General features: G+C 66.5%; 13 protein-coding genes and 1 pseudogene. 5 read left to right on the forward strand and 9 right to left on the reverse strand.

What is annotated here, in order from left to right; all coding sequences use genetic code 11:
• Window positions 1-630: phosphoketolase family protein (locus ABSF49_RS13430; RefSeq protein WP_490363325.1), on the reverse strand; the 630-nt coding region annotated here is incomplete at its 3' end.
• A 414-nt stretch (window positions 631-1044) separates the two neighbouring features.
• On the opposite strand from ABSF49_RS13430, the gene purE reads away from it, so the two are divergent.
• The 4 genes from purE (at window position 1045) to ABSF49_RS13450 (ending at window position 3976) form a co-directional block, all read left to right on the forward strand.
• Window positions 1045-1515: a 5-(carboxyamino)imidazole ribonucleotide mutase gene (gene purE, locus ABSF49_RS13435; RefSeq protein WP_424113170.1), complete on the forward strand. Its 471-nt coding sequence runs from the start codon at window positions 1045-1047 to the stop codon at window positions 1513-1515.
• Window positions 1512-2606, forward strand: a complete 1095-nt coding sequence (locus ABSF49_RS13440) for a 5-(carboxyamino)imidazole ribonucleotide synthase (RefSeq protein ID WP_424113159.1) — start codon at window positions 1512-1514, stop codon at window positions 2604-2606. Before purE ends, ABSF49_RS13440 begins: the two co-directional genes overlap by 4 nt.
• 171 nt (window positions 2607-2777) lie before the next feature.
• Window positions 2778-3029 (forward strand): 30S ribosomal protein S21, encoded by a 252-nt coding sequence (rpsU, locus tag ABSF49_RS13445; RefSeq protein ID WP_424113160.1) that lies wholly within the window; start codon window positions 2778-2780, stop codon window positions 3027-3029.
• Between the two features lie 86 nt (window positions 3030-3115).
• Window positions 3116-3976: a tetratricopeptide repeat protein gene (locus tag ABSF49_RS13450; protein ID WP_424113161.1), complete on the forward strand. Its 861-nt coding sequence runs from the start codon at window positions 3116-3118 to the stop codon at window positions 3974-3976.
• A 127-nt stretch (window positions 3977-4103) separates the two neighbouring features.
• Here the strand turns inward: ABSF49_RS13450 and pntB are convergent, their stop codons facing one another.
• The 5 genes and pseudogenes from pntB to fliJ form a co-directional block, all read right to left on the reverse strand.
• Window positions 4104-5543: a Re/Si-specific NAD(P)(+) transhydrogenase subunit beta gene (pntB, locus tag ABSF49_RS13455; protein ID WP_424113162.1), complete on the reverse strand. Its 1440-nt coding sequence runs from the start codon at window positions 5541-5543 to the stop codon at window positions 4104-4106.
• 12 nt (window positions 5544-5555) lie between these two features.
• Window positions 5556-7139, reverse strand: a complete 1584-nt coding sequence (locus ABSF49_RS13460; RefSeq protein WP_424113163.1) for a Re/Si-specific NAD(P)(+) transhydrogenase subunit alpha — start codon at window positions 7137-7139, stop codon at window positions 5556-5558.
• 65 nt (window positions 7140-7204) lie between these two features.
• A pseudogene (locus tag ABSF49_RS13465) lies at window positions 7205-7408 on the reverse strand (IS1380-like element ISCARN79 family transposase); the annotation flags it as partial.
• A gap of 151 nt (window positions 7409-7559) precedes the next feature.
• Window positions 7560-7874, reverse strand: a complete 315-nt coding sequence (locus ABSF49_RS13470) for an aa3-type cytochrome c oxidase subunit IV (RefSeq protein ID WP_424113164.1) — start codon at window positions 7872-7874, stop codon at window positions 7560-7562.
• A 57-nt stretch (window positions 7875-7931) separates the two neighbouring features.
• Entirely contained in the window at window positions 7932-8300 is a 369-nt protein-coding gene (fliJ, locus tag ABSF49_RS13475) for a flagellar export protein FliJ (RefSeq protein ID WP_424113165.1), read from the reverse strand.
• Window positions 8301-8874: 574 nt separating this feature from the next.
• On the opposite strand from fliJ, the gene ctrA reads away from it, so the two are divergent.
• Window positions 8875-9579, forward strand: a complete 705-nt coding sequence (gene ctrA / locus ABSF49_RS13480; RefSeq protein WP_424113166.1) for a response regulator transcription factor CtrA — start codon at window positions 8875-8877, stop codon at window positions 9577-9579.
• A gap of 161 nt (window positions 9580-9740) precedes the next feature.
• On the opposite strand, the gene ABSF49_RS13485 is transcribed toward ctrA, so the two are convergent.
• The 3 genes from ABSF49_RS13485 to ABSF49_RS13495 form a co-directional block, all read right to left on the reverse strand.
• Window positions 9741-12608, reverse strand: coding sequence for a sulfide/dihydroorotate dehydrogenase-like FAD/NAD-binding protein (locus tag ABSF49_RS13485; protein WP_424113167.1), 2868 nt, complete (start codon window positions 12606-12608; stop codon window positions 9741-9743).
• A complete protein-coding gene (locus ABSF49_RS13490) occupies window positions 12598-16044 on the reverse strand; it encodes a 2-oxoacid:acceptor oxidoreductase family protein (RefSeq protein WP_424113168.1) in 3447 nt (1148 codons plus the stop codon). The genes ABSF49_RS13485 and ABSF49_RS13490 overlap by 11 nt, the downstream gene beginning before the upstream one ends.
• On the reverse strand, window positions 16041-16691 hold a 651-nt coding region (locus ABSF49_RS13495), incomplete at its 5' end, for a transketolase C-terminal domain-containing protein (protein ID WP_424113169.1). The genes ABSF49_RS13495 and ABSF49_RS13490, both read right to left, overlap by 4 nt.

Here is a 16691-nt window from a genome sequence, read left to right on the forward strand (position 1 = left end):
CGGGTTGGCGATCTTGTAGCCGTTGAGGTGCAGGATCGGCAGCACCGCGCCGTCGGTCTTCGGGTTGAGGAATTTGTTCGAGTGCCAGCCGGTCGCCGCCGGGCCGGTCTCCGCCTCGCCGTCGCCGACGACGCAGGCGACGATCAGGTTGGGATTGTCGAACGCCGCGCCAAAGGCGTGCGACAGCGCGTAGCCGAGTTCGCCGCCCTCGTGGATCGAGCCGGGCGTCTCCGGCGCGACGTGGCTCGGAATGCCGCCGGGAAACGAGAACTGCTTGAACAGCCGCTTCATTCCCGCTTCGTCTTGAGAGATGTTGGGGTAGACCTCGCTGTAGACGCCTTCGAGATAGACGTTGGCGACAATCGCCGGGCCGCCGTGGCCGGGGCCGGTGACGAACAGGACCTCGAGGTCGAGCGCTTTGATCAGCCGGTTGAGGTGGGCGTAGATGAAATTGAGGCCGGGCGTCGTGCCCCAGTGCCCGAGCAGCCGCGGCTTGATGTGCTCCTTGACCAGCGGCTTGCGCAGCAGCGGATTGTCGAACAGATAGATCTGGCCGATCGACAAGTAGTTGGCGGCGCGCCAGTAGGCGTCGATCAGCTCGAGTTCGCTTTGCGCAAACGGCGTTGCCATCGCTGTTCCCTCCAAGGTTCGCCGTCCGAGCCGGAGCGACGGCTGCGCCTCTTTCGAGTTCTTGCGCGCCTCGTGCGGCGTTGCGATGACGCCGGCGCGCCTCCTCCGGCCCCACGCGGCGGCGGCATTCAGCCCGATTCTAGCGGCAGGAACAACCGGCCGCGACAAATTCTCCCGGGCCGGCGGTTCATTTGGGCTCCGGTTGGGTCGGAAGGTCCAGCCGCCGCGAGCGGGGCGGGGTCTCGCGGCGGCCGAACGCCGAAAATTGACCTTACGAATGACCTTCGGCGCGCCGTTCCGCCGTTCGCCTTGCGCGCCGCGCGCGCTTCCGATAAGCGCAGCGCCGGGGCGTTTTCGCCCGCTTTTTCCCGGCAGGGGCGCTTGAGCGGAACTTCCAAGCCCGTCGCCATCGTCATGGGGAGCCAGTCCGACTGGGCGACGATGCGGCGCGCCGCCGAGACGCTCGACGAGCTCGCAGTCGGCTACGAAGCGCGCGTCGTCTCGGCCCACCGCACCCCAGACCGTCTGGTCGCCTTCGCCAAGGGGGCCAAGGCGGCGGGGTTCAAAGTCGTCGTCGCCGGGGCGGGCGGGGCGGCGCATCTGCCCGGCATGACCGCCGCCTTCACGCCGTTGCCGGTCTTCGGCGTGCCGATCGAGAGCAAAACGCTCTCGGGTCAGGACAGCCTGCTGTCGATCGTCCAGATGCCGGCCGGCGTGCCGGTCGGGACGCTGGCGATCGGGCAGGCGGGCGCCGTCAATGCGGCGCTGCTCGCCGCCGCGGTGCTGGCGCTGAACGATCCGGCGCTCGCCGATCGGCTCGACGCCTGGCGCGCCGCGCGGACCGCATCGGTCGCGGAATTCCCCAACGACGGCGACGCAGGATGATCCTCGCCCCCGGCGCGACGATCGGCATTCTCGGCTCCGGCCAGCTCGGCCGTATGCTGGCGATGGCGGCGTTGAAGCTCGGCCTGCGCTGTCACATCTATGCGCCCGAGAGCGACGCGCCGGCCTACGACGCGGCGAGCGAGCGCACCGTCGCCGGCTTCGACGACGAGGCGGCGCTCGCCCGCTTCGCCGAAGCGGTCGACGTCGTCACCTACGAATTCGAGAACGTGCCGATCGGCTGCGTCGAGTTCCTCGAAAGCCGTAAGCCGGTGAGGCCCGGGGCGCGGGCGCTGGCGGTCACTCAGGACCGGTTCGCCGAAAAGACCTTCCTAAGCGGCCTCGGCCTGGCGACGGCGCCGTTTCGCGCGGTTCCCGACGCCGCCGCGCTCGCGCCCGCCTTGGCCGAGATCGGCCGCCCGGCGGTGCTCAAGACCCTGCGCCTCGGCTACGACGGCAAGGGCCAGGCGATGATCCGCGAGGGGTCCGATTTGCCGGCGCTTCACCGCAGCCTCGGCGGCGGACCGATGATTCTCGAGGGCTTCGTCGCTTTCGACTGCGAGGCTTCCGTGGTCGTGGCGCGCAGCCTCGAGGGGGCGATGGTCGCCTACGACCTGTGCGAGAACGAGCACGACCGCCATATCCTCGCGCGCACCCATGTGCCGGCGCGCGTGGCGCCGGGGGTTGAGGCGGCGGCCAAGGCGTTGGCCGCCAAGGCGGTCGAGGCGCTCGACTATGTCGGGGTGCTCGCCGTCGAGCTGTTCGTGGCGCGCGACGCGACGGGCGGCGCGCGGCTGCTGGTCAACGAATTGGCGCCGCGGGTCCACAATTCAGGCCATTGGACGATCGAGGGCGCACAGACCTCGCAGTTCGAGCAGCACATCCGCGCCATCGCCGGCTGGCCGCTCGGCAGTCCGGCGCGGCGGGGGCGAATCGAGATGTCCAACCTGATCGGCGACGAGGCCGACGAATGGCGCGACATTCTCGCTCAGCCCGATGTGTCGCTGCACCTTTACGGCAAACTGGAGACCCGCCCTGGCCGCAAGATGGGCCATGTGACGCGGGTGTTCGCCGAGCCGCCGCACGGCGGCTGAAGCGGCGCCGGAAGGCCCGCTCCGGGCGCGGCTTTGGCTGGACAGAGCAGGCGGAATCTGCTAGGGCAGCGACAAGTAGGCGCGCTGCTCGCAAAGGCGGCGCGCCTCTCTTGTCTCTCGTGAAATCGCAACGACCGTCGGGGCTAACGCCTCGCCAACATAGGATCGCCCGTGCAAGTTCTCGTCCGTGACAACAACGTCGATCAGGCTCTCAAAGCGCTCAAAAAGAAGATGCAGCGCGAGGGCATTTTCCGCGAGATGAAGCTTCGCGGCCATTACGAGAAGCCCTCCGAGAAGCGCGCCCGCGAAAAGGCGGAAGCTGTGCGTCGCGCCCGCAAGCTGGCGCGCAAGAAGCTGCAGCGCGAAGGCCTGCTGCCGATGAAGCCGAGGACGGCTGTCGGCGCGCCGCGCACCGCGGGCTGAGATCGTCGAGGCGCGCGTTCCGCGGCCGTGGAGCGCAAGCGCAGGCAGCAATCCGCTTCAATGCAGCGGCGGAGGTTTGGCGGCTCATGCGGAATAATGCGCGAACCCTTCGCAGCGCGGTCGGCCCGGCGGCGGTGATCTGTGCGGCGCTGGCGCTTGCTGCGTGCAGCGAGACCCTCGGTCCGCTGCAAGGCGCGCCGAGCAAGGTCGCGGAGGTCGACGCCGACAGTCCGGGCGCCAACGCCGGCAACATCGGGTCGCTGACCGACGTCATCCAGCGCAACCCCGGCGATTCGGTCGCCTACAACACCCGCGGCATCGCCTTCGCCAAGGCCGGCAACTACAAGAGCGCGATCGAAGACTTCACCAAAGCGGTGCAGATCGATCCGAAGTTCAACGCCGCCTACACCAATCGCGCGCTCGCTTTTCGCCAGATGGGCAAGGATGGCCCGGCGCTCGCCGACTTCAGCGCCGCCATCGCCGCCAACCCGAACGACGCGTCGGCCTATCTCGGCCGCGGCAATCTGCTCCGGTCGCAGAACCATCTGCCGGAGGCGATGGCCGACCTCGACGCCGCGATCCGTCTCAATCCGGAAGGCGCGCAGGCCTACCACGCGCGCGGCCTGATCTATCAACGCCTCGGCAACAACGAACAGGCGATCACCGACTTCAACAACGCCATCGACCGCGACCCGTTCGCCGGCGCGCCCTATCAGGCGCGCGGCCAGAGTCTGCTGGCGACCGGCAAGTACGATCAGGCGGTCGACGACTTCGACGCGGCGCTCAACGTCGATTCGAACAACGCCGAAGCCTGGGCGGGATTGGGGCTCGCCTACGAGAAGCTCGGCAACAAGCCGAAGGCGGTCGAGTCCTACGAGCGAGCGACCATGGTCGCGCCGAGCAATTCGGCCGCCAAGGCCGGGCTGCAGCGGCTGGGCGCAGCCTGAGCTTCAGCCGCGGCGGCGCGAGTGAGCGCCGCGGTCTCCGACTTCCGATCCGATTTGCTGGGGAACGAAGGCGCGTCGTTGGCGGCGACGCGCCGTCCGTTTCAGTGCGCCATCGCTGACGAGGTGCTCACTTCGCTTTCAGCGCCGCGATGACCTCCTCGAGCATCTTCTTCGCATCGCCGAACAGCATCCGGTTGTTCTCCTTGTAGAAGAGCGGATTGTCGATGCCGGCGTAGCCCGAGGCCATCGAGCGCTTCATCACGATCGAGGTCTTGGCCTTCCACACCTCGAGCACCGGCATGCCGGCGATCGGGCTGGTCGGATCCTCCTGCGCCGCCGGGTTGACGATGTCGTTGGCGCCGATGACCATCGCGACGTCGGTCGACGGGAAGTCGTCGTTAAGCTCGTCCATTTCGAGGACGATGTCGTAGGGCACCTTCGCTTCGGCGAGCAGCACGTTCATGTGCCCCGGCATGCGCCCGGCGACCGGGTGGATGCCGAACCGCACGTTGACGCCCATTTCGCGCAACGCTTTGGTCATTTCAAAGACCGCGTGCTGCGCCTGCGCGACCGCCATGCCGTAGCCGGGCACGATGATCACGCTCTTGGAGTCGCGAAGCAGCTCCGCGGTTTCCGCCGCGCTGATCGGCGTGACTTCTCCGACCGGCTCCCCGCTCTTCTTCGCCGCCGCGCCCTCAGCGGCGCCAAAGCCGCCCGCGATCACCGCGATGAAGTTGCGGTTCATGGCGCGGCACATGATGTAGCTAAGGATCGCGCCCGACGAGCCGACTAGAGCGCCGACCACGATCAGCAGGTCGTTCGACAGCATGAAGCCGGTCGCCGCCGCCGCCCAGCCCGAGTAGCTGTTCAGCATCGAGATCACCACCGGCATGTCGGCGCCGCCGATCGCCATCACCATGTGAACGCCGAAGGCGAGCGAGATCACAGTCATCACGATGAGCGGCAGCATGCCGGCCGCAATCGATTCGGCGCTGAGGAACCAGTAGCCGCAAACGATCACGATGAGGAGGCCCGCGAGGTTGAGCCAATGGCGCCCCGGCAACAGCACCGGTTTGCCGCCGATCCTCGCCGACAGCTTGCCGAACGCGATCACCGAACCAGTGAAGGTCACCGCGCCGATCAGCACGCCGATGTAGATTTCGAGCACATGGACCACGTGCTCGGCGTGGGTCGGAAACACCGTTGAGGTGTCGATGTAGCTGGCGAAGCCGATGGTGCAGGCGGCAAAGCCGACCAGCGAGTGCATGATCGCCACCAGCTCCGGCATCTGCGTCATCTTGACGGTGCGCGCGGCCCACAGCCCGACCGCGCCGCCGACCACCATCGCGCCGACAATGAAGGCGTAGCCGTTGCCGGTTACGATCGGCTGATCGCCCGCCATCAGCGCGCGGTAGCCGAACACGGTGGCGAGCACGGCGATCGCCATGCCGACGATGCCGTACCAGTTGCCGCGCTTGGCGGTTTCCGGATTGGATAGCCCACCGAGGCTGAGGATGAAGAGAATGGTGGCTCCGAGGTAGGAGGCCGTGACGAGACTGACAGGCATTTTCCCGCCTCCTTATTTCTGGAACATCATCAGCATGCGGCGGGTCACCGCGAACCCGCCGAACATGTTGATCGACGTGAGCGCGACGCCGACGACGGCGATCCAGAGGATCAGCTCCGCCGGACGACCAGGCGCGGGAGGCGGCGCAACCTGAAGCAGCGCGCCGATGGCGATGATCGAGGAAATCGCGTTGGTCACGCTCATCAGCGGCGTGTGCAACGCCGGGGTGACGTTCCAGACCACCATGTAGCCGACGAAGCAGGCGAGCACGAACACCGTGAAGTGGCCGAGGAACGCCTGCGGCGCAAATCCGCCGATCAGCGCGAACACGACGGCGCCGACGCCGAACAACACCAGCGTTGAGGTGAGCGACGATTGGCCGGAGGGGGCGCCGTGACCGCCCTTCTTCCCCGCTGCGGCGGGCGCAACGGCCGGCTTGGGCGCCGCTGCGGGCGGGGCGGGAAGCTTCAGCGGCGGAGCCGGCCAAGTGATCGCGCCGTCCTTGATCACAGTGAAGCCGCGGATCGCGTCGTCGTCCATGTTGACGACGATCTGGCCGTCCTTCGCCTTGCACAGCTCCTCGGTCAAGCGCAGCAGATTGTTGGCGTAGAGCGTCGAGGACTGTTTGGCCAAACGGCTGTGCAGATCCGTATAGCCGATGATGGTGACGCCGTGCTTGACGACCGCCTGGCCGGGCTCGGTCAGCTCGCAATTGCCGCCCTGTTCGGCGGCGAGGTCGACAATGACGCTGCCCGGCTTCATCGAGCGCACCATTTCGGCGGTGATGAGCTTCGGCGCCGGCTTGCCCGGACTGAGCGCCGTGGTGATGATGATATCGACGTCCGCCGCCTGCTTGGCGTACATCTCGCGCTGGGCCGTCTGGAAGCCTTCGCTCATCACCTTGGCGTAACCGCCGCCGCCCGAGCCTTCTTCCTCATAGTCGACCTTGACGAACTCGCCGCCCAGGGACTTGACTTGATCGGCCACCTCCGCGCGGGTGTCGTTGGCGCGTACGATGGCGCCGAGCCCCGCCGCTGTGCCGATGGCGGCAAGACCGGCCACGCCCGCGCCGGCGATGAACACCTTGGCCGGCGGCACCTTGCCCGCGGCGGTGATCTGGCCATTGAAATATCGGCCGAAGGCGTTTGCCGCCTCGATGACGGCGCGATAGCCGGTGATGCCCGCCATCGACGTGAGCGCGTCCATTTTTTGCGCACGGGAGAGCAGGCGGGGGACGGCGTCCATCGCCAGCACCGTCGCCTTGCGGGCGGCGAGCGCCTTCATCAGCTCGGGGTTCTGCGCCGGCCAGATGAAGCTGACGAGCGTCGCGCCTTCCTTCAGCTTGGCGACCTCGTCGGTCGAAGGCGCGCGCACCTTGAAGATGATGTCGGCGGAAGACCACGCTTCGTCGGCGGAGACGATCTTTGCTCCGGCGGCGGCGTAGGCGTCGTCATAGAAACTGGCGCCGTCGCCCGCGTGCGACTCCACGGCCACCGTGAAGCCGAGGCCGATCAGCTTCGTCACCGCCTCCGGCGTGGTCGCGACACGTTTCTCGCCCGCATACGTCTCTTTCGGAATTCCTATGATCGATGGCATTTTGGTTCTTCCACGGTTGATTGACACGCAACTAAACCGACATCCCCCAGATGGCGGCTGGTTTCAGCCTCAGACCGTTTTTTGCCGGTGCGGACGTCCGCGAGCTTCTCGCCCGCCATCGCCCTAAGGCCGAGCGCGTCGTCGAGTTCATGATAGACGAGCAAACCGGCGCCCGAAGTGACTACCGATCTCCGAAACAGGAGCGCCAGACGGCGGTCGCAATCGAGCTTGAGCGCCTCGCCGTTCGATTCACCCGCCGGGTTCGTCATGAAGACAGCCTTCAAATCAGCTTAAGATGCTGATTATAATAGCTGAATCGCGACACAAACGCCAGAAATCAATGCGCTATCCGGCGTATGCGGGATCAGCATGACGACATCCCAGACTGTCAGCGCTCGGCCAGCTTCCGCCGGAGCCAAGCTATTTCAGAACGATAGAGGCGAGCCCGAGCAGCAATATGATCGGCGTCAATGCGCGCCACCCGTAGCCGGCGACGGAGCCGACGGCGGCGGCGGCGCACGCGACGATCAGGCCGACCAAGGCGACGAAGCCGTGGCCTTCCAGACCCCAAAGAACAAGACAAAGAACGATGCAGAGCAGCAGCGCGACGGCGACTTCGGTGAGCGCGACGAACGCGGCGTATGTCGATTCGTGTGCGGCCAGATCCCCCGCCGCATCGGCCGCGGCCGCGTTGTTATTGCTCGCCATATCCTTCCCGCTCCCGTCGATGGCCAAACACCGGTTCGGTGTACTGCATCGGCGGGCGGGTCGCAATCGGCAGGCGGCGGCCGCTCAGGCGCGGGCGGCGGCCTCGTGCGCGCGTTCCATCGCCTTCTCGCGGCCCTCGAGCGATTCGTATTTCGCGAGCTCCGACAGGGCTTCTTCGAGGCCGGCTTTGGCCTCCTCGATCTGCCCGCTGAGCTCCTCGATCGATCGCTTCAAATTGTCGCGCCGCGCGCTCGCGGCGCGGGCGTAGGTCGGATAGGCGAAGTGATGGGGGTCGGAAATTCCGGCGCGCTTTTCTTCGTTGGCGATTTCTCGGTCGAGATCGCCGGCCATGCGGGTGAATTCAGCCACCATGGCCTCGATCTGCTTAACCCGCCGCCGCTTCTCGTCGGCCTGGAACCGCTTGAGGCGAATGAGCGTGTCTCGCGATTTCATCTTTACGCACTCCATACGACGACAACGGGCGGATACGGCCGCCCGACGATTCAACGCCACGAGACAGCGTGAAGATGGCGCAGGAAGGTTGCTCATTGGTTAGCGGCGGCGGCGAAGCTGTCGCGCAGGCAGCGCCCGTCACGCCGATCGGGAAACGTGAAAATCCGTCGCCGACGGGCTCCGCGTTAGCGGTTCGTTTACCCGCGTCATTAACAATCCTTAGCGAGATGACGCTGTGCGCGTCGCGCCGCGCGAGATCGGTTACCCCGCGGCGGTGGGTCGCGCCGCAGCGGCGAAGGATGAATCAAGAGTGCCGCTTAGGCTAAGGGGTTCAGGTAACGGTTTAAGCAAATCGACGACGAATCAGGCAAAAGTATCAAGACGTTCCCTTTTGGACGGATTTATTCCGGGCGAGGGGTTGCGCAAGTGAATCACAGTTTGTTAACCGTTGCTGGTCACTCTGCGTGTCGAGTCGGCCGGGTTCGCGCCCCGGCCTTGCGCCGGACGTCTTGCGGCGCGGTTGCGGTTAGCGTTCCGCGGCGGCGTGCCTAAAGGGCAAGTCTGGGGATTTAACATGCGGATTTTACTAATCGAGGACGACGCTGCGACGGCGCAAAGCATCGAATTGATGCTCAAGTCGGAAAATTTCAACGTCTATGTCACCGATCTCGGCGAGGAGGGGATCGATCTCGGCAAGCTCTATGACTACGACATTATTCTCCTCGACCTGAACCTGCCGGATATGTCGGGCTACGAAGTCCTGCGGGCTTTGCGGCTGACGAAGATCAAGACGCCGATTCTCATTCTTTCCGGCATGGCTGGCATCGAAGACAAGGTGCGCGGCCTCGGCCTGGGCGCCGACGATTATCTCACCAAGCCGTTCCACAAGGACGAGTTGGTGGCGCGAATCCACGCCATCGTGCGCCGCTCGAAGGGCCACGCCCAGTCGGTGATCATCACCGGCGATCTCGTCGTCAACCTCGACCAGAAGACCGTGGAGGTCGACGGCCAGCGTGTGCATCTGACCGGCAAGGAATACCAGATGCTGGAGCTGCTCTCGCTGCGCAAGGGCACGACGCTGACCAAGGAGATGTTCCTCAACCACCTCTACGGCGGCATGGACGAGCCCGAGCTGAAGATCATCGACGTGTTCATCTGTAAGCTGCGCAAGAAGCTGGCGACGGCGTCGAGCGGCCGCAACTACATCGAAACGGTTTGGGGCCGCGGCTACGTGCTGCGCGAGCCTTCGCCGGCCGACGAGCGCATCACCGCCGCCTGATCGCGCCGAAAAATCCCTGGGTTTCGCTGATCCCGCGGGCGCTCCCCGCGGGATTTGCTTTTTCGAGCGCCGGCGAGGGGGCGAGACGCGGCCCAATCGGAAAAAAGAAGGCGTCCGACCTTTCGGACGGACGCCGTTTCGTTTGCGCCTGACGTCGAGCCTCAGGCGAGGCCGTGACGGGCGCGGCTCTGCTGTTCCTGCTCCTTGAACTGATTGAAGCGCGGCAGGAACTTGTCCCAGTCGATGATGTGGGCGTCCAGTTCCGGCCCGTCGATGCAGGCGTGCTTGCGCACCATCTTGCCGTCGATCGTCACCGGCACCATGCAGGCGCCGCACATGCCGGTGGCGTCGACCATGATCGAGTTGAGGCTGACCACCGTCGGCATCGGGGCGAATTTCTTCGTCAGCTCCGACACCGCCTTCATCATCAGCGGCGGGCCGATGGCGACGACTTCGGCGACGTCGCGGCCGTTCGATTTCTTGCCTGCGTCCAGCATCGCCTGCAGCGGCGTCGTGACGAAGCCCTTGAGGCCGAAGGTGCCGTCGTTGGTGCAATAGATGATGTCGAGCAGGTCGCCGAACTCGGCCTTGAGCTTGTCGACGCGCTCGTTTGCGCCGACCCAGAACAGCGCCGTTTCCGTGCGATAGCCGGCGATCAGCGTGACGTGATTGCCGAGGCGCAGGTGTGCGCGCGCGATCGGGTAGACCGGCGGCAGCCCGACGCCGCCGGCGCAGAAGACGACGGTCTGCTTCTTGGCGTCGTAGTGGTGAAGCTTCGAGGGCTGGCCGAGCGGTCCCGCGACGCCTTCGAGCGCTTCGCCGGGCTGCATTTTGTTGATCAGGATGGAGCTCGCGCCGACGCCCTGGATGACGAGCGTGATGGTGCCGGCCTTGGCGTCCCAGTCGGCCAGCGTCAGCGGGATCAGCTCGCCCTTGCGGCTGGGCAGAACGCGGACGAACTGACCGGCCTGGGCGGACTTAGCCACCATCGGCGCCTTCACCGTGATCTCGACGATGCCCTGAGCGATGTCGCGCCGGGCGACGATCGTGTAGGGGGTCTGCGCCTTGGCGGTGTAGGCCGCCGCCCGGGCGACCATGTCCTTGATCTGGGCCGGGCTGAACGGGATCTCCTGGGCGATCTGCGCCGCCGCGGTCTTGCCGTCGCCGGCCGCGTTGATCGCGGTCGAACCGCCGCGCGCGGCGTCGCCGCCGGTGTAGACGTCCTTGAGCGACGTCTCCGCGCCGTTCTCCATCATCAGGTTGCCCCACTTCGACGTCTTGATGCGGGGTTCGGAGTTTTTGATGATCGGGTTGGAGTCGTTTCCGAGCGCCATGATCACGAGGTCGACCGGGATGGTCTCGGTCTTGCCGGTGGGCACGGGAGAGCGTCGGCCCGAAGCGTCGGGCGCGCCCAGTTCCATTTCCTCGAGAACGGTGTGGCAGACGTGATGTTCGCCGCCGCTGACGAATTCGCGCGGCGCCCGCAGGACGGCCAGCTCGACGCCCTCTTCGAGCGCGTGCGCCAGCTCTTCGACGCGCGCCGGCATCTCCTTGCGGGTGCGGCGATAGACGATGGTGACCTTGCCGCCCAGGCGCTTGGAGGTGCGCGCCGCGTCCATCGCGGTGTTGCCGCCGCCGATGACGATGACGGTCTTGTCCTTCACGATCGGCAGCGGCGTGTCGTAGTCCTCGAGCCTCGCCTGCATCAGATTGACTCGGGTGAGGAACTCGTTGGCGCTCATGACGCCGTTGAGATGCTCGCCGGGGATGTTCATGAAGCGCGGCAGGCCGGCGCCGGTGCCGACGAAGATCTTGTAGAAGCCGGCGTCCCTGAGGTCCTGCAGGGTGGCCGTCTTGCCGACGACGAAGTTCTTGACGAACTTGCCGCCCAGCGCGTCGATCTTCTCGACGACGTCGTCGATCAGCGAATTCGGCAGACGGAATTCAGGGATGCCGTAGCGCAACACGCCGCCGAGGTCGTGGAACGCTTCGAACACCGTGACGGGATAGCCCTCGACCGACAGCAGGTAGGCGTTGATCAGGCCGGCGGGACCGGAACCGACCACGGCGATCGCCGGCTTCTCGGCTCGCTCCCATGGGGAAACATAATCCGCCGCAACGAGGGATGTGTCGCCCTTTTCCTCGCGAGCGAGGCGATCGCGCTCGGGTAGGTACCATTCGAGCTGGCCGATCTCGATCGGCCGGCCGGTGATGGTGCAGACGCCCTGGCATTGCAGTTCCTGCGGGCAGACGCGGCCGGTGACGTCCGGCAGCGGGTTGCTCGCCTGGATCAGCGTGAAGGCCTCTTTGAGCTTGCCCTGGCCCATCAGGTTCAGCATGTCGGGGATATGGATGGCGACCGGGCAGCCGCCTTTCTTGCGCTTGTTTTCACCGAAGACGCCTTGCTCGCAAGGCCTGTCCTCGCACTGCTTGTCGCGCAGCACTTCAAGCCACACGAACATGTCAACCTCGCGCAGCGAATAGCCGAGCGCGCGGTAGCCGAGATAGCCCGTCGTCACCAGCTCGAAGTCGTTCTTGCGCTCTTCGGCCGGGCGAACGTACGGGTGGATGTAGTTCCCGCCGGGCCAGTTCTCCGACAGTCCCTTGAACATCGGGTAGCGGTCCGACAGGTGGGCGTCGATCGCAGCGATGAACCTGCGCTTGAATTTGAGCGGCATCGCCCAGATGAAGCGCAACAGGATCCTCGACATGTCGTCGTCGCGCAGCAGCAGGCTCCACAACATCTTGGTGAAGCTCGCGCCGAGCGCGTCCTGGGCGAACTCCCACACGATCGCCTGCAGGCCGTCGTCGATGAAGACCTGGCGCAGCGACTGCGGGCTGTTCAGCAGCCGCTTGCGCAGCAGACCCAGCTGCTTCTGGAAGACTTCGAACGCCTCGGTGTGCTCGAGTTTCTCGACCTCGGTCTGGGTCGACTCGAGCGCATGCGTCACTTGCCGATAATGCTCGAGGTCGAGGCGCACGGGAGGCGCCGCGGGAGCGGGCGAGGGGGCGGCGAGTTCAGTGCTCATGGATGATTTCCGCGTCACAGTTGGCGGCGACACGAGCGATCTTGCTCTTGAGTTCGGGCGTGATCGTGACGCGCGCGAGCGCGCCGGCGATCAGGTGGCCGGCTTCCTTGGTCGCGCCGTCGACGACGACCCGGGTCTTCTCGAACAGCTCCGGAAGCTCCTGGTAGCAGGTCTTGCAGTTGGTGCACTTGGCGACGTCGTCCTCGGCGAGCGACACCGCCGCCCCGTTGGCCTTCGCCGCCGCGGGCGCCGTAGACGGCCTAGCCGCCGCCGCGGGCCCCCCGCCGAGCGCCAAGGACAGGCCGCCTGCCGGCGGGGCCTTTGACGCAGCGGCGAGCTCGGACATCGCCTGCGCGATCGAGTCGATCGAGCTTTCGCGCGCTTCGACCGCCTCTTCGTACTGTTGGCGCAGCGTCTCGAGCTCGAGGTGGTGATTGGCGTCGAGCCGGGCGATGTCCTGACCAGCGAGATACTGGAGGGTGCGCCAGTTGCGACGACGCTCTTCGACCAGCGCGACGACCGTCGAGGCGACCTCGACCTTGACCAGCTTCTTCTCGTCGTCGACCGACCAGACGAACGGCGTCTTGCCGATCCGGTCGGCCTGACCGAGGTCGATGTAGTCGTGCAGCGGGACGCCGGTCGCGTCGGCCTTGAGCGGGCGGAACTGCTTCTTGAACCGGCCTTCGGTCAGCGCGAAGTCGGCGGGCGTCAGCGGGACGTCCATCAACTTGGTTGCGCCGTCCTCGACATATTCGAGCGTCGTCGTGATCCAGTCCTTGTCGATGGCGGGGTTGCCCTCGAGCGAGAAGCGGCTGTGCAGGTCGCCGCCGCGGCGCGGGTCGTGGACGAACAGCGGGTTCATCCGGCTTTCGACCGCCACGCGGCCGTGACGGTTGGCGAGCGGATCGGTGATCCCCTGCTCGCCCTGGCAGGGCGTGTAGACGTCGAGCACGGCGGGCGAGTCGTTGTGGTTGAGGAACTCGACCACGTGCTTGAGGAAGTGCCCCTGCATCGAGGCGCAGCTCTGCACGACGTAAACGTTCGGGTGGAAGGCGGCGATGAGCGCGAGCTCCTTGCGCCGTTCCTGCTTGCCCGAATGGGCTGCGCCGTAGCGAGCGAGGTCGGAATCCTGGCCGGTGAGGCTGGCCGTCGAAGCCTGGCCGCCGGTATTGGAGTAGGCGCCGGTGTTCAGCACCACGACCTTGATCGGCGTCGAAGTGGAGAGAACGCGCGACAGCGCGCCGAAGCCGATGTCGTAGGTCGCGCCGTCGCCGCCGATGCTCAGCACCGTCGGCAGCTGGTTCAGCTCTTCGGGTGTGAACTCGTTCCAGCTCAATGTCCGCAGCGCCTTGTCGTGCACCTGCGGATCGTAGCTGTCGTCGAGCTCGAGTTTGGCGACGCGCAGCGCGCGCACCTGCTCGACCGCGTCGGCGCCGAGGCCCTCGAACACGCCCTTGGCGACCGCAGGCGAGTCCTGGAACAGGCTGTTGACCCACGGATCGGTGTAGGGGTTGAACGGGAAGGTCGAGGCGTAGACGCTGCTGCAGCCGGTGGCGTTGGAGATCACGGCGCTGGCCGGCCCGTCGCCGCGCGGTCCGCTCTCGAGCAGGTAGAGCGACTTCTCGAGCGACGCGAGCGTGGCGGCGATGCGCGGCTTGCGCTTCGGGTCGTCCTCGGTGTCGACCGCCGAGCCGAGCTTGGCGGTGAGCTTGTCGATCAGGTCCTCGACTTCGCGGATCTGCTCGCGCCGCCGCTTGTCGTGGATCGCATGGTTGGTCCCGGTCACCAGGCGGATCGCGGTCACCTCGCCGCAGCCGCGGCAGGCGCCGTGGCCGCCGGTGGTGGCGTAGTAGTTGTGGCGATCGAGCATCAGCCGCTTCGTCTCGCCGCCGGGTTCGGTGGCGCCGTCGACGAAGCGAGCCGGGGTGTTTGGCGTGCGGCTCAAGAATTCGAACCGCGCCTGCATCATGTCGAGCAGTGCAGGGTCCTGCTGGCGCTCGACCAGCGCGTGCGGGCCGCAGACGTCGACGCATTCGAGGCAGCCGGTGCACTTCCACGGATCGATCACCGCGGAGAACAAGCCGCCCGAACCCGGCGTCGCGCTTTCGGCGGCGTCGAAGAACGGCCGGGTCTTGGCGACCGGGAACGCGACGAGCGCGTTGGCGAGCTTGCGCAGGTTGCCGCGCAGGACTGCGCTGTCGACCGACAGGCCTTCCGCCGCAGCGGCGACGATCTCGTGGAAGGGCTTGGGCGACTTGTCGCGCCGATAGACCTCGCGCGCGGCGTCGGCGAGCGGATGGACGAGATTGCGCAGGGCCTCGCGCTGCGCCTCGGCGATGTCGAGCTGACGAACCGCGGTGAGCAGCAGGTCGTTGATGTCGTGCACGGTGTTGGGGATCGCCGCGTCGGGGCAGGCGAGCGCGCATTCCATGCAGCCCGTGCACAGGTCAGGCAGGAATTCCGGCGCCTTGAGCCGGAACAGGCCCTTGTCCTTGCCGGCGGCGCTGCCGGCGGGGATGAACATGCCGGTGCCCGGCAGCACCGGCGCTTCGGCGATTGCGCCGTCGCGGAACGCGGTGGCGTAGACGTCGTCGAAATACTCGGCGTCGAGGAAGCCCGAGGGCGCCGCCGTCGCATTGGCGCGGCAGAACGCCGCCGACAGGCCGACCGTGCGGCCATTGGCGCGCGCCGCCACGGCGGTCTCGGCGAGGGCGAATTCCGGCTGCTCGTAATCGACCCGCTGCGTCGCGGCGAGACCGTCCTGGATCACCGCCATGTTGCCGTCGACCACGGCGCCGCCCTTGGCGCCGAACTTCTTCGCGATCTGCTGGCGGATCTTCTTCAGCACCGCTTCCGGCGACGCGCCCTCGGTCACCTGTTCGCAATTGCCGCAGATCGCGCCGATGAAGGCGATGCCCATCATGCGGGTCTCGAGCTCGGGTCGCGGCGCGTGCCGCTTGGCGACGACGAATCCGTCGAGGACGAAGAAGTTGATCTTCCGGTCGCGGATCGTCTTGCGCGCCTGCGCCGGCAGTTCCTTCCACACCTCGATCGGCGACAGGTTCGACTGCAGGATGAACGTGCCGCCCTCGACCAGGCCGCGCAGCGGATTGCTGTGGCTGAACACCTTGTGGTCAGGCGAAACGACGATCTCGACGTCCTCGAGTTCGGCGTTGGTCAGCAGCACCGGCTCGGGGCTGAGCGTGATGTAGTAGTTGGTCGGGGCGCCGCTCTTCTCCGAGCCGTACTTCGGCGCGGCCTTCGAATGTAGGCCGAGCACGCCGGCGAGAATGTCGGTGAGCAGCTTGCCGGTGGCGATGGTGCCGTAGCCGCCGACCGAGTGGAAGCGGGTGCGGAAGCCGCCCTTCGGCAGCAGGTTCGGGTTCGGCCCGGACTCGAGCGCCATGAATTCGGTCTCGGGATAGGCCGCCTTCAACCGCGCCTCTTGGAGAAGAACTGCGAGCCGAGGTAGACGAACGGGGCGTTCTTCTCCTCCATGTTCTTGTAGGCGGCGATCAGGTGGCGCGGCTGCAAGTCGTGCGCGCCCAGGCCGAAGATCGCGGTGATGACCTTGGGCGATTCGCGCAGCGCCGGAATGTCGGGATGGGTTGCGCCTTCGGCGTTCTCGCGCGCCTTGAACAAAGCCTGGGTGACGAGGCTGGTGAGCGCGGTCACTTCCGAGCGCTCGAGCACGGTCACCGCCTTCTTGCCCTTGAGGGCGGCCACGACGTCGGCCTCCGGGAACGGCTGCAGCAGCTTGACCGAGATGACGCCGACCTTCTTGCCGAGGCTGCGCAGATACGTGGCCGCCGCCTGGGCGTCGTCGGTGACCGAGCCGAGGCCGAGCAGGACGGTGTCGGCGTCGTCGCACATATAAGTCAGGATCGGCGCGTAGGGACGGCCGGTCAGCTGCGAATATTCCGCCATCGCCTCGCGGGCGATATGGGGAACCTCGCTGACGAAATGGGTGCGATGGTCGACCGAGCCGGCCTGGAAGTCGGGCTGGTTCTGCACGCCGCCGGTCAGGCCGGGGTTGTGCACGTCGACGAGCGCGGGAACGAGCTGGCGCGTGCCCTTCTCGAA

The organism is Roseiarcus sp. (assembly GCF_049514155.1).
Lineage (GTDB): Bacteria > Pseudomonadota > Alphaproteobacteria > Rhizobiales > Beijerinckiaceae > Roseiarcus.